General features: G+C 72.3%; 13 protein-coding genes and 1 pseudogene. 9 read left to right on the top strand and 5 right to left on the bottom strand.

Going from position 1 to position 13026, the window contains the following annotated elements; genetic code table 11:
• Positions 1 to 103: 103 nt before the first annotated feature.
• Positions 104 to 400, bottom strand: coding sequence for a type VII secretion target (locus AC30CM_RS11810; protein WP_490117053.1), 297 nt, complete (start codon positions 398 to 400; stop codon positions 104 to 106).
• A 51-nt stretch (positions 401 to 451) separates the two neighbouring features.
• Between AC30CM_RS11810 and upp the strand changes: the two genes are divergently transcribed.
• Entirely contained in the window at positions 452 to 1075 is a 624-nt protein-coding gene (upp, locus tag AC30CM_RS11805) for a uracil phosphoribosyltransferase (RefSeq protein ID WP_490117052.1), read from the top strand.
• A gap of 153 nt (positions 1076 to 1228) precedes the next feature.
• On the opposite strand, the pseudogene AC30CM_RS11800 reads toward upp, so the two are convergent.
• Together AC30CM_RS11800 and AC30CM_RS11795 are read right to left on the bottom strand one after the other, a co-directional pair.
• Positions 1229 to 2797: pseudogene (locus AC30CM_RS11800) on the bottom strand (phospho-sugar mutase); the annotation flags it as partial.
• On the bottom strand, positions 2745 to 3245 hold the full coding sequence (locus tag AC30CM_RS11795; protein ID WP_490117051.1) for a MarR family winged helix-turn-helix transcriptional regulator: 501 nt from the start codon (positions 3243 to 3245) through the stop codon (positions 2745 to 2747). The gene AC30CM_RS11795 and the pseudogene AC30CM_RS11800, both read right to left, overlap by 53 nt.
• A gap of 76 nt (positions 3246 to 3321) precedes the next feature.
• Between AC30CM_RS11795 and AC30CM_RS11790 the strand changes: the two genes are divergently transcribed.
• Positions 3322 to 4416, top strand: coding sequence for an AbrB family transcriptional regulator (locus AC30CM_RS11790; RefSeq protein WP_490117050.1), 1095 nt, complete (start codon positions 3322 to 3324; stop codon positions 4414 to 4416).
• Here AC30CM_RS11790 and AC30CM_RS11785 read toward each other — a convergent pair.
• A complete protein-coding gene (locus tag AC30CM_RS11785; RefSeq protein WP_490117049.1) occupies positions 4362 to 5168 on the bottom strand; it encodes a purine-nucleoside phosphorylase in 807 nt (268 codons plus the stop codon). The genes AC30CM_RS11790 and AC30CM_RS11785 overlap by 55 nt on opposite strands.
• 59 nt (positions 5169 to 5227) lie before the next feature.
• On the opposite strand from AC30CM_RS11785, the gene AC30CM_RS11780 reads away from it, so the two are divergent.
• Together AC30CM_RS11780 and AC30CM_RS11775 are read left to right on the top strand one after the other, a co-directional pair.
• Positions 5228 to 6409 carry a M20 family metallopeptidase gene (locus tag AC30CM_RS11780; protein WP_490117048.1) on the top strand — a complete coding sequence of 394 codons (1182 nt, stop codon included), beginning with the start codon at positions 5228 to 5230 and terminating at the stop codon, positions 6407 to 6409.
• On the top strand, positions 6406 to 7572 hold the full coding sequence (locus AC30CM_RS11775; protein ID WP_490117047.1) for a M20 family metallopeptidase: 1167 nt from the start codon (positions 6406 to 6408) through the stop codon (positions 7570 to 7572). The genes AC30CM_RS11780 and AC30CM_RS11775 overlap by 4 nt, the downstream gene beginning before the upstream one ends.
• Positions 7573 to 7668: 96 nt before the next feature.
• Here the strand turns inward: AC30CM_RS11775 and AC30CM_RS11770 are convergent, their stop codons facing one another.
• Complete coding sequence (locus AC30CM_RS11770) at positions 7669 to 8148, bottom strand: gamma-glutamylcyclotransferase family protein (RefSeq protein ID WP_490117046.1); 480 nt, start codon at positions 8146 to 8148, stop codon at positions 7669 to 7671.
• Between the two features lie 61 nt (positions 8149 to 8209).
• Here AC30CM_RS11770 and AC30CM_RS11765 point away from each other — a divergent pair, with 61 nt between their 5' ends.
• The 5 genes from AC30CM_RS11765 (at position 8210) to AC30CM_RS11745 (ending at position 13003) form a co-directional block, all read left to right on the top strand.
• Entirely contained in the window at positions 8210 to 9625 is a 1416-nt protein-coding gene (locus AC30CM_RS11765; RefSeq protein ID WP_490117045.1) for an NAD(P)H-quinone dehydrogenase, read from the top strand.
• Between the two features lie 55 nt (positions 9626 to 9680).
• On the top strand, positions 9681 to 11426 hold the full coding sequence (locus tag AC30CM_RS11760; RefSeq protein ID WP_490117044.1) for a glycerol-3-phosphate dehydrogenase/oxidase: 1746 nt from the start codon (positions 9681 to 9683) through the stop codon (positions 11424 to 11426).
• Positions 11427 to 11458: 32 nt separating this feature from the next.
• On the top strand, positions 11459 to 12268 hold the full coding sequence (locus AC30CM_RS11755; RefSeq protein WP_490117043.1) for a pseudouridine synthase: 810 nt from the start codon (positions 11459 to 11461) through the stop codon (positions 12266 to 12268).
• A gap of 53 nt (positions 12269 to 12321) precedes the next feature.
• On the top strand, positions 12322 to 12627 hold the full coding sequence (locus AC30CM_RS11750; protein ID WP_490117042.1) for an RNA-binding protein: 306 nt from the start codon (positions 12322 to 12324) through the stop codon (positions 12625 to 12627).
• A gap of 232 nt (positions 12628 to 12859) precedes the next feature.
• Positions 12860 to 13003: a DUF1330 domain-containing protein gene (locus AC30CM_RS11745; RefSeq protein ID WP_490117041.1), complete on the top strand. Its 144-nt coding sequence runs from the start codon at positions 12860 to 12862 to the stop codon at positions 13001 to 13003.
• The last annotated feature ends 23 nt before the right edge of the window (positions 13004 to 13026 follow it).

Here is a 13026-nt window from a genome sequence, read left to right as displayed (position 1 = left end):
GACGTCGGCGGCGCGGGCGCGCGCTTGGTCGAGCCCCTGCACGGTGGCCTCGAGGTCGCCGGTGCCCAGCGTCGCGCGCAGGGCGTGCAGCGGCGCGGTCACGTCACCACGCCGCGGGGTCGAGCGCGTCGCCCGCGTGCCGGTCGGCGTCGCGGTAGGCGGCTGCCGTCGCGCGCACCGTGTCGGCGGCCGCCGACAAGCGCGTCCCGAGTACGCGCGCCGCGTCGGCCTGGCGGTCCAGCGCGGCGATCAGCGCCGCGACGAAGCGGGTGCCGGTGGGTCCGAAGACGCTCGCCCCCGGGGCGACGACGCGCAGATCGGCTGCGATGCCTGCCAGTGCGGTGGCGTGCCGCGCCTGGGCCGCGGCGAGGTGATTCAGGGCGGGGATGTCAGCGTGCACGTTCGGTATGACGCGGCCGAGCGCCATTCGGTTCCACTAGGGTTCGACCCCATGGACGTCCGGATCGTCGATCACCCCCTGGCCGCTGCCCGGCTGACCACGCTGCGCGACGCGCGCACCGACAACGCCGGATTCCGCGCCGCCCTGCGCGACCTGACCATGATGCTGGTCTACGAGGCCACCCGGGCCGCGGCCAGCGAGCCCATCCGCGTGCGCACGCCCGTCGCCGACACCGAGGGCTCCCGGCTGGCCACCCCGCCGCTGCTGGTGCCCGTGTTGCGCGCGGGCCTGGGCATGGTGGACCAGGCCCACGCCCTGATCCCGGAGGCGCAGGTGGGCTTCGTCGGCATCGCGCGCGACGAGACCACCACGCTGCCAACGCCGTATCTCGAGTCGCTGCCCGACGACCTGAGCGCCAAGCCCGTGCTGGTGCTCGACCCGATGCTCGCGACCGGCGGCTCGATGGCCCACACCCTGGGCCTGCTGAAGGCGCGCCGTGCCGTCGACATCACCGCCGTGTGCGTGGTGTGTGCGCCGCAGGGCATCGCCGCGCTGGAGCGCGTGGTGCCCGACCTGAAGCTCGTCACCGCCGCCGTCGACGCGGGGCTCAACGAGCACGCCTACATCGTGCCCGGGCTCGGCGACGCGGGAGACCGGCAGTTCGGCCCGAGGTAGCTCCGCGTCAGATCCGAGGCAGGTCCGTGGTGCGCCGGTCGGCTCGCCGACACGCCGCTCGTTGCCTCGCCCCCCGGCGTGTCGCGTCAGCAATCGTGCGCTCGGCGGCCGTGGTCGGAAAGGTCGCGGTCGGAAAGGTCCCGGTCGGAGAGGTCATGTGAGCGCGCGTACCGCCTCGGACAACTCGGTCAGCAGGGCCTCGGCGTGCGCCATGGCCGGGGGCACGTCGTCGGTCGGGGGCAAGCGGATCTCCAGGTAGCACTTGAGCTTCGGCTCGGTTCCCGACGGCCGCACCACCACGCGCGCGGAGGCCCCGGCGCTGGTGAACACCAGCGCATCGGTGCGCCCGCGGCCGCGCCGGTGGTTCAGGTCCTCGACCGTCACGGGGTGACCCGCGAGGCTCGAGGGCGGGTCGGTGCGCAGCCGTGCCATGACGTCACGCGCCTGCGCCACGTCGTCGAAGCGGCGCGACACCGCCGACGTGACGTGCACGCCGTGGCGGGCGAACAGGCCGGCCAGGGCGGCGGGCACCGTGCGGCCCGCCCGACGCAGCGCGGCCACCAGGTCGCAGACGAGCACGGCGGCGGAGATGCCGTCCTTGTCCCGGACGGCCGCCGGGTCGACGCAGTGTCCGATGGCCTCCTCGTAGGCGTACAGCAGCGTCATGCCCGGCAGGTCCGCGTCGGCGCGCGCCAGCCACTTGAAGCCGGTGAGGGTCTCGACGTGCTGGGCGCCGTAGCCGGCGGCGATGGCTCCCAGCATGCGTGAGGACACCACGGTGCTGGCCACCACCGAGGCCCGCGCGACGTCGGGGTCAGCGTTTGACAGCACGTAATCGCCCAGAAGCCAACCGGTTTCGTCGCCCGACAGCATGCGCCAGCCGGTGTCGGTGGGGATGCCGACGGCGCAGCGGTCGGCATCGGGATCCAGGGCGATCGCGACGTCGGCGTCGACGTCGGCCGCCAGCGCCAGCAGCAGGTCGGTGGCGCCCGGCTCCTCCGGGTTGGGGAACGCGACGGTGCGAAAGTCGGGGTCGGGTGCGAACTGCTCGGTGACGACGTGGACGTCGGTGATGCCCGCCGCGTTGAGCACCTGCAGCGCCACCTCGCCGCCCACGCCGTGCAGGGCCGTCAGTGCCACGCGCACGTCACCGGCCCCGCGGCGCACGCCGGCCGCGCGCCGGACGTAGTCGTGCACCAGTGCGGTGTCGGTGGGCTCGGTGTCCGCGTGCGCCGGGTGCGCGGGCGCCTCGGCCATCGCGGCCTCGATCTCGCGATCGGTGGGGCTGATGATCTGCAGTCCACCCTCGGCGAACACCTTGTACCCGTTGTCGCCCTTGGGGTTGTGGGAGGCCGTGATCTGCACGCCGGCCACCGCGCGGGTGCGCCGTACCGCGTAGACGACCACCGGGGTGGGCACCGGGTCGGGTAGTAGCGTCACCGAGAATCCCTGGGCGGCAAGCACTTCGGCAGTAGCCAGCGCGAACTCGTCGGACTGGTGCCGGGCGTCACGGCCGACGACGACCGTCGACCCGGCGAGGCAACGGTCCTGCAGCACGCGCGCCAGCGCCCACGTCGCGCGTTCCACGGTGGCCACGTTCATGCCGTCCGGTCCGTCGCGCAGTGGCCCGCGCAGGCCGGCGGTACCGAACTCCAGGTGGGTCATGCACTCATTCTGGGGTGCGGCCGGGTGGGGTGCGGCCGGGTGGGGTGCGGCCGGGTGGGGTGTGGCCGGGCGCGGGCGGACCCTCGGCCAGTTTTCGCAACACCGGCGCCACCAGCATCAGCAGGTCGATCTCGAGGTCGGTCAACGTCTCGCGCATCGCGTCGTGCAGCCACGCGTCACGCTCGGCGCGGTCGGCCTCCAGCAGGGCCGTGCCGTCGGCGGTCACCTCGATGAGCTGTCGACGCCGGTCGTCGCTGTCGGTGCGGCGGGCCACCAGGCCGCGGGCGGCCAGCTGGTTGATGCTCTCGGTGAGCGACTGCACGCGCACGTGCATGCGGATGGCCAGTTCGGCCGGCGTGGTGACGCCGGTGCGGCTCACCTCGCCGAGCACCTGCTGTTGGGAGAGCGTGAGGCCGTTGTCGCTGCGGTGTCTGCGCAGCTGGCGGGTCAACGCCATGATCGATTCCCGCAGTTCGGTCGCCGCATGGATGCCGGGTTCACGCATTACCAAGTCATACCTTAATGATTCCGCGAGTCATAGCAGATTGTGATCGTGAAATACGAAGTCCATACTTGGCTTCATGCTGAAGTGGGTGCTGCTGGCGGTCACCACGGTCGCCGTGACCGTTCCGCTCACCCTCATCGGGGTGCCGTCGGCCGCCCTGTTCGCAGCCCTGGTCGTGGGCATCGCCCTGGCCCTCGCGTCACTGGCACCTGCCCGGGTACCCCGGATCGCCGGGCTCGCCGCGCAGGGCGTGCTCGGCGTCTACATCGGCACCATGGTCCACCGCGACGCGCTCGACGCCCTCGGCCCGGACTGGGCGATCGTGCTGGGCGTCGCCGTCGCCACCCTGGCGCTCAGCGTCCTCGCCGGCGCCCTGCTGGGCCTGCACCGCGACGTCACCCCGCTCACCGGATCGCTGGCGCTGGTGGCCGGCGGCGCGTCCGGGCTGGTGGCCATCGCGCGCGAACTCGGCGGCGACGACCGCGTGGTCGCCGTCGTGCAGTACCTGCGGGTCGCGCTGATCACGGCGTCGATGCCCGTCGTGGTCACCGTGGTCTACCACGCCGAACGCACCGATCACGCCGCGCCGGTGCAGGACACCGGGTCCCTGCCCTGGTATCTCGGCGTCGCCATGCTCGTCGTCATCGTCGCAGTCGGCACCGTCGCCGGCAGGCTGGTGAGACTGCCCGGCGCCGGACTCCTCGGCCCCATGGCGGTGACCATCGCACTGGAGCTGACCGGCACCTCCTTCGGGCTCTCGGTGCCGCTGGTGCTGGTGCAGTTGGGCTACGCCGTCATCGGCTGGCAGGCCGGGGTCAGCTTCACCAGGGAGTCCCTGCGCGCCATCGGCAGGGCCCTGCCTGCCGCGCTGGCGCTCATCGTCTTCCTCAACGTCGCGTGCGCCGGCCTGGGCGTGGTGTTGGCCGAGGTCGCCGGGATCAGCCCGCTGGAGGGCTACCTGTCGACCAGCCCCGGCGGCATCTACGCCGTGCTTGCGACCGCGGTCGAAACCGGCTCCAACGTCACGTTCATCGTGGCGGCGCAGGTGGTGCGGGTACTGCTGATGCTGTTCGCCGCACCGCTGCTGGCGCGCGGCCTCGCGGCGCTCACCCGGCGCTACAGGCGCGACAGCACGTCGGCCAGCAGCGAACCCATCCGCGTCGCCGACTGACGGCCGGCCTCGAGCACCTCGGCGTGCGACAGCGGCTGACCCGTCATGCCCGCCGCCAAGTTCGTCACCAGCGACACCGCGAGCACCTCGGCGCCGGCGGCCCGGGCGGCGATGGTCTCGTGCACGGTCGACATGCCGACCAGGTCGGCGCCCAGCGTGCGCAGCATGCGGATCTCGGCGGGCGTCTCGTAGTGCGGGCCGGGTAGGCCCGCGTACACCCCCTCGACCAGCGTCGGGTCGACGGCGGTCGCCAGCGCGCGCAGCCGCGGCGAGTAGGCATCCACCAGGTCGACGAACTGGGCCCCGACGAGCGGCGACCGGGCCGTGAGGTTGAGGTGATCGCTGACCAGCACGGGCTGGCCCACCGCGTACTCGGGACGCAGGCCGCCCGCCGCGTTGGTCAGCACGACGGTGCGCGCGCCGGCCGCGCACGCGGTGCGCACCGGGTGGACCACGTGAGCGAGGTCGTGGCCCTCGTAGGCGTGGATGCGGCCCAGCAGCACCAGCACCCGCGTCCCCGCGACCGTCACCGCGAGGACCGTCCCGCCGTGACCCTGTGCCGTCGGCGGGCGGAACCCCGGCAGGTCGGCCATGGGGATCGTCGCGTGGGGCTCGCCCAATCGCGCTGCCGCGGGCACCCATCCGGAGCCCAGGACGACGGCGGCGTCGAAGCGGCGGCCGCCCGTGCGTTCGACGATCGCGTCGGCAGCGGCGGTGGCGGTGGCGTCGTTCACGGCCCGTGGATCGGTCACGGACAGCAGCCTACGGACCACGGGAGGAGCGGTTTGCCCGCCGGTGAGATACTGCGGAGATGCCCACCGCCAGCGCCTCGACCGTCGTCGAGGAGACCGTGCGTCGTCGCGGCGGTGATCTCGTCGCGCTGTCGCACGACATCCACGCCGAACCGGAGTTGGCGTTCCACGAACACCGCAGCTGCGCCAAGACCCAGGCCCTGGTCGCCGAACGGGGCTTCGAGATCACGGCGGGGGTCGCCGGCCTCGACACCGCCTTCCGGGCCAGCTTCGGCAGCGGATCGCTCGTCGTCGGCGTGTGCGCGGAGTACGACGCGCTGCCCGAGATCGGGCACGCGTGCGGACACAACGTCATCGCCGCGTCCGCCGTCGGCACCGCGTTGGCGCTCGCCGACGTGGCCGACGACCTCGACCTGACGGTGGTGCTGCTGGGCACCCCCGCCGAGGAGGCCGGCGGCGGCAAGGTGCTGATGCTGGAGGCGGGCGCGTTCGACGACGTCGCGGCCGCGGTGATGCTGCACCCCGGTCCGATCGACATCGCCAGGGCGCGCTCGCTGGCCCTGTCGCAGGTCGCCGTGAGTTACCTCGGTCGGGAATCGCACGCCGCGGTGGCGCCGCACCTGGGCCTCAACGCCGGGGATGCCATCACGGTCGCGCAGGTCGCCATCGGCCTGCTCCGTCAGCAGTTCGCCCCCGGTCAGATGACCCACGGCATCGTCACCAGCGGCGGGCAGGCCGCCAACGTCATCCCCGGCCACGCCGAGATGGCCTACACGATGCGCGCCAACGATGCCGCGTCGCTACGCGAACTGGAGAGCCGCATGTCGGACTGCTTCCTGTCCGGTGCCATCGCCACCGGATGCGAGCACCGGGTGGAACCCACCGAGCCCGCCTACCACGAGCTGACGCCCGACGCGTGGCTCGCGGAGACGTTCCGCGCCGAGATGGTGCGCCTGGGTCGCACGCCGGTGGGCCCGGAGGTCGAGCAGGCCTTCCCCCTGGGCAGCACCGACATGGGCAATGTGACGCAACTGCTGCCCGGCATCCATCCCGTCGTCGGCATCGACGCGGGCGGCGCCTCGGTGCACCAGCCGGGCTTCGCCGCCGCGGCGGCCGGCCCCAGCGCCGACGCGGCGGTGGTCGAGGGCGCGGTGATGCTGGCGCGCACGGTGACGCGACTGGCCGAGACGCCCGACGAACGCGACCGGGTGCTGGCCCACCTCGAGCGGCGGCGCGCGTGAACCTCACCCAACACACCGACGCCTGGCTGGCCGCCCACGGCGACGAGCTGATCGCCTGGCGCAGGCACCTGCACCGCAACCCCGAGCTGGGGCGCCAGGAGTTCGCGACGACGCAGTTCGTCGCTTCGCGGCTGGCCGACGCCGGCCTGAACCCCAAGGTGCTGCCCGGCGGCACGGGACTCACGTGCGACATCGGGCCCGAGGGTCCGCGGGTGGCCCTGCGCGCCGACATGGATGCGCTGCCGATGACCGAACGCACGGGCGCGGAGTACGCGTCGCTCGTTCCCGGTGTCGCGCACGCGTGTGGACACGACGGGCACACCTCGGTGCTGCTGGGGACGGCGCTGGCGTTGGCGTCGGCGCCGGAACTCCCGGTCGGCGTGCGGCTGGTGTTCCAGGCCGCCGAGGAACTGATGCCGGGCGGTGCCATCGACGCCGTCGCCGCCGGTGTGCTCAACGGGGTGTCGCGGATCTTCGCGCTGCACTGCGATCCGCGCCTGGAGGTCGGCAAGGTGGCCACGATCGTGGGGCCCATCACGTCGGCGGCCGACCAGGTCGAGATCACCGTGCAGTCGCCCGGCGGGCACACCTCGCGGCCGCACCTGACCGGCGACCTGGTGTACGCGCTCGGCACGCTGATCACCGGCGTGCCCGGGGTGTTGTCGCGGCGCGTCGACCCCCGCAACAGCACGATCATGGTGTGGGGTGCGGTGAACGCCGGGCTGGCCGCCAACGCGATTCCGCAGACGGGCACGCTGGCGGGCACCATCCGCACCGCCAGCCGCGAGGCGTGGGTCGCGATGGAGGACCTGGTCGGTGAGATCGTCGCGGCGCTGCTGACCCCGCTGCAGGTCGAGTACGCGGTGAACTACCGCCGCGGCGTGCCGCCGGTGGTCAACGAGGAAACCGCGACCCGCATCCTGGTGCATGCGATCGAGGCGATCGGTCCGGATGCGCTGGCCGACACCCGCCAGTCCGGGGGCGGCGAGGACTTCTCCTGGTATCTCGAGGAGGTGCCCGGTGCCATGGCGCGCTTGGGCGTGTGGTCGGGCCGCGGCCCGCAGCTGGACCTGCACCAGCCGACGTTCGATCTGGACGAGCGGGCGCTGGCCGTGGGGGTGCGGGTGATGACGAACGTGGTCGCGCAGAGCGCGCTGGTCTGACGGGGCGCAGAGCGCGCTGGTCTGACGGGGCGCAGAGCGCGCTGGTCTGATGGGGCGCAGCGCGCGCTGGTCTGACGGGGCGCAGCGCGCGCCGGTCTAACCCGTGGTGCCCGGTCCGACGTTGCTCGACGGCCGCGTCCGCAGGTCGTGCACGTACTCCGCCGGTGCGCCGGCGATCTCGGCGGCCTCCGCCATGACGCCCAGGTAGCGGGCCGACGGGATGCCGCCCTCCCACGCGTCGACGACGTAGAGCCACGCCAGCACCGGGTCGGTGTCGGTGTCCGACGAGGTGCGCTCGACGCGGCAGCGGATCTTCTTGTGAAAGCCCAACTCGGAGCCTTCCCAGCGGTCGAGGTTCTCCTCGTCCTCCTTGGTCATGTCGTAGAGCACGACGAAGACCTTGGAGTCGGGGTCCTCGACCAGGGTCGCGAGCGCGCCCTCCCAGCCGATGTCGGCGCCGCCGAACGTCAGCCGCCACCCGTGGAGCCAACCGGTCCCGGCCATGGGGGAGTGCGGCGCGCGTTCCAGCATCTGCTCGGGATGCATGTTCGACCCGTACGCGGCGTAGAGCGGCACCCGACAAGACTAAGCGTTGACCGACGGGCGCGACCGGTGGGTCTAAGGGTTAGATGGAGTCGTGGTTACCCGCATCGTGATCATCGGTGGCGGCCCGGCCGGTTACGAGGCCGCACTGGTCGCCGCCAGCCGTGGACCCGACGTCGCCCAGGTCACCGTCGTCGACGCCGACGGCATCGGCGGGGCGTGCGTGCTCTGGGACTGCGTGCCGTCCAAGACGTTCATCGCGTCCACCGGCGTGCGTACCGAGCTGCGCCGCGCCAACGGTCTCGGTTTCGACATCGCGATCGAGGACGCCAAGATCTCGCTCGAGCAGATCCACAACCGCGTCAAGACACTGGCCCGCTCCCAGTCCGCCGACATCGGCTCCAACCTGCTGCGGGAGGGCGTGACGGTGGTCGCGGGCCGCGGCGAGCTGGTCGACGACGTGCCCGGCATGGCGCACCACCGGGTGAAGGTCACCACGCCCGACGGCAAGGTCGGCGTGCTCAAGGCCGACGTGGTGCTGATCTCGACCGGTGCCAGCCCCCGCGTGCTGCCCGGGGCGGTACCCGACGGCGAACGCATCCTGAACTGGCGTCAGCTCTACGATCTGACCGAGTTGCCGTCGCATCTGATCATCGTGGGTTCCGGGGTCACGGGCGCGGAGTTCTGCAGCGCGTACACCGAGCTGGGGGTGCAGGTGACGGTGGTGGCCAGCCGCGACCAGATCCTGCCGCACGAGGACTCCGACGCCGCCGCCGTGCTCGAGGAGGCCTTCAACGAACGCGGCGTCAAGCTCGTCAAGAACGCGCGGGCGGATTCGGTGACCCGGACCGGCGACGGGGTCCGCGTGGCCCTCGCCGACGGCCGCGTCGTCGAGGGCAGCCACGCGCTGATGACGGTGGGCTCGGTGCCCAACACCGGTGGTCTGGGCCTGGAACGGGTGGGCATCGAGCTGGGTCGTGGCGATTACATTCCGGTGGACCGGGTCTCGCGGACCACGGCGGCGGGCATCTACGCCGCAGGGGACTGCACGGGTCTGCTGCCGCTGGCGTCGGTCGCGGCGATGCAGGGCCGCATCGCGATGTATCACGCGCTGGGCGAGGGGGTGTCGCCGATTCGGCTGCGCACCGTCGCCGCGGCCGTGTTCACGCGGCCCGAGATCGCCGCGGTGGGCGTCCCGCAGACCAAGATCGACGACGGCACCGTGCCTGCGCGGACCTTGATGTTGCCGCTGACCACCAATGCGCGCGCCAAGATGTCGCTGCTGCGAAGGGGTTTCGTCAAGATCTTCTGCAGGCCCGCCACCGGTGTGGTGATCGGCGGGGTGGTGGTGGCACCCATCGCCTCGGAGTTGATCCTGCCCATCGGGTTGGCGGTGCAGAACAACCTCAGCGTCACCGACCTGGCGCAGACGCTGTCGGTGTATCCGTCGCTGTCGGGTTCGATCGTCGAGGCCGCCCGCCGACTGATGGCTCACGACGACTTGGACTGAGCATCCGACGCCGACGACCACGACAAGAGCGACACGACCCAGAAAGGAACTCGGCGTGAACGATCCGATCCCCGGTCCTGGCAGCGGGCAGACCCTCCTCGGCCCGCAGCAGCGGGCCACCGCGTGGGAGAGGCTGGGCAGCGAGCAGTTCGACGTCGTCGTGATCGGGGGTGGGGTGGTGGGCGCGGGTGCCGCGCTCGACGCCGCGACCCGCGGGCTCAAGGTGGCGCTGGTGGAGGCGCGCGACTTCGCCTCGGGGACGTCGAGCCGCAGCAGCAAGATGTTCCATGGCGGGTTGCGCTACCTGGAGCAGCTGGAGTTCGGTCTGGTGCGCGAGGCGCTGCACGAGCGCGAGCTGTCGCTGACGACGCTGGCGCCGCACCTGGTCAAGCCGCTGCCGTTCCTGTTCCCGCTGACGCAGCGGTTCTGGGAGCGGCCGTACGTGGCGGCCGGCATCTTCCTCTACGACCAGCTGGGCGGCGCGAAATCCGTTCCTGCGCAGAAGCATCTGTTGAAGGCCGGGGCGCTGCGGCTGGCGCCGGGACTCAAGCGCAGCTCGCTCATCGGCGGCATCCGGTACTACGACACGGTGGTCGATGACGCGCGGCACACCACGACCGTGGCGCGCACCGCCGCCCACTACGGCGCCGTGGTGCGCACCTCGACGCAGGTGGTGGCGTTGCTGCGCGAGGGTGACCGGGTGACCGGCGTGCGCATCCGCGACTCGGAGAACGGCGCCACCACCGAGGTGCACGGGCACGTGGTGGTGAACGCGACCGGCGTGTGGACCGACGAGATCCAGGCCCTGTCCAAGCAGCGCGGCCGATTCCGCGTGCGGGCGTCCAAGGGCGTGCACATCGTGGTGCCCCGCGATCGCATCGTCAGCGAGGTCGCGATCATCCTGCGCACCGAGAAGTCGGTGCTGTTCGTGATCCCGTGGGGCACGCACTGGATCATCGGAACCACCGACACCGACTGGAATCTCGACCTCGCGCATCCCGCGGCGACGAAGGCCGACATCGACTACATCCTCGGTCACGTCAACACCGTGCTGGCGACGCCGCTCACCCACGACGACATCGACGGGGTGTACGCGGGGCTGCGGCCGCTGCTGGCCGGCGAGAGCGAGGAGACCTCCAAGCTCTCCCGCGAGCACGCCGTGGCCGTGCCGTCGCCGGGGTTGGTGGCGATCGCGGGCGGCAAGTACACCACCTACCGCGTCATGGCCGAGGACGCCATCGACGCGGCGGCCGAGTTCGTGCCCACCCGGGTGGCGCCGTCGATCACCGAGAAGGTGCCGCTGATGGGTGCCGACGGTTACTTCGCGTTGGTGAACCAGACCGAGCACGTCGGCAACCACTACGGCCTGCACCCGTACCGCGTGCGGCACCTGCTGGACCGCTACGGATCGCTGATCGGGGAGGTGCTCGACCTCGCCGACGGCAAGCCGGAACTGTTGACGCCCATCACCGAGGCGCCGGTGTACCTCAAGGTGGAGGCGGTGTACGCCGCGGCTGCCGAGGGGGCGCTGCACCTCGAGGACATCCTGGCCCGTCGCATGCGGATCTCGATCGAATACCCGCACCGCGGCGTCGACTGCGCGCAGGAGGTCGCCGAGGCGGTGGCGCCGGTGCTGGGGTGGTCTGCCGACGACGTCGACCGCGAGGTGTCGACGTATCGCGCGCGGGTCGAGGCCGAGGTGCGGTCGCAGACCCAGCCCGACGACGAGTCCGCCGACGCGTTGCGCGCGGCCGCGCCGGAGGCCCGCTCCGAGATCCTGGAACCGGTGCCGCTGAATTGAGGCCCGGCTTCGAGGGGATCGGCCCGGCCCGGGTGCGCGTCCACGGCGGGCGGTTGGTCGACGAGTTCGAGCGACGGTTCGGCGCCGGCGCGAAGGTGCTTGCCGGTGAGGTGTTCTCGGCCGACGGTACGCCGTACGACGCAGCGACGGTGCTGCCCGCGGGTGCGCGGGTGTACCTCTACCGCGATCTGCCCGACGAGGTGCCGGTGCCGTTCGACGTGCCGGTGCTGCACCGCGACGACGACGTCGTGGTGGTGGACAAGCCGCACTTCCTGGCGACCATGCCGCGCGGCGCGCACGTGGTGCAGACCGCGCTGGTGCGGCTGCGGCGGTCCCTGGACCTGCCCGAGCTGAGCCCCGCGCACCGGTTGGATCGGCTCACCGCCGGGGTGCTGCTGTTCACGGTGCGGCGCGAGGTGCGGGGCGCCTACCAGACGATGTTCGCCCGCGGCGAGGTGCACAAGACCTATCTGGCGCGGGCCGGGGTGGATCCGGCGCGCACGTTCCCCGTGACGGTGCGCAGCCGCATCGTCAAGCAGCGCAGCCGGTTGCAGGCGTTCGAGGAGGACGGTGAGCCCAACGCCGAGACCGTGGTCGAGCACCTCGGTGACGGGCTGTACCGGCTGACGCCGCACACGGGACGCACCCACCAGCTGCGCGTGCACATGGCGTCGCTGGGCCTGCCGATCGTCGACGATCCGCTGTATCCGCGGGTCGTCGAGGTGGCGGCCGGCGACTTCAGTCGCCCGCTGCGGCTGCTGGCGCACACCCTGGCCTTCGACGATCCGCTCACCGGACGGCCGCGGACGTTCACCAGCGCCCGGACGCTCGCCGACGCGTGACGTTTTCGTCGAATCCGGCGTCGACGCGAGCGGCGCGGGCGCACCATGATCCGATGGCGACGAGACGTTGCGCGACGGTGTTGGCGGCGCTGCTGCTGTGCGGTGGCGCCGGTGTGGTCGCGGCCCCGCAGGCCGGCGCCGTGTGCGGGTCGATCGGCGGCAGGCACGTGGACGTGAGCGGCTGTTCGGATCCGCTGTCCGAGCTCGACGGCGTGCTCGCCCCACCGCCACCCCCACCGCCGCCGCCGGGCGCGCCACCACCACCGCCGCCGCCGGTGTACGTGCCGCCGCCCCCCGCGCCCAACGTCAGCGTCTGTGCCAACGTGGGCCGGCGCATCAGCGTCAGCGGGTGCATATGAGCGGGCTCGCGCCGACCGCCGAACAATTGGCGGCGCTTCGGCGGCGTCCGGCCGGGGAACCGGTGGTGATGGTCAATCTCCTGCGTTTCGGCGTCGCCGGCGGCCGGGAGCACTACCTGAGGTACGCGCGGGAGGTCATGCCGCACCTGGAACGTGCCGGGGCCACGGTGCGGTATGCCGGCACGGCGCCGACGGTCGTCATCGGTGAGGGGAGCGGCCCGAATGGGACGCCGTGCTGGTGGTCGAGTATCCCTCGCCCCAGGCGTTTCTCGACATGATCGCCGATCCGGACTATCTGGAGGTGCACGCGCACCGGGCGGCCGCGCTGGAGCGCGGCGACCTGATCGCCACGTCGAATTGGGCGATGGCCGACTGACCCACTCCGTCGTCGGCTTGACA

The sequence above is a fragment of the Mycobacterium sp. DHQP2018-32-09 genome (genome assembly GCF_058148405.1).
This window is presented reverse-complemented; position numbering and strand designations above follow the sequence as displayed.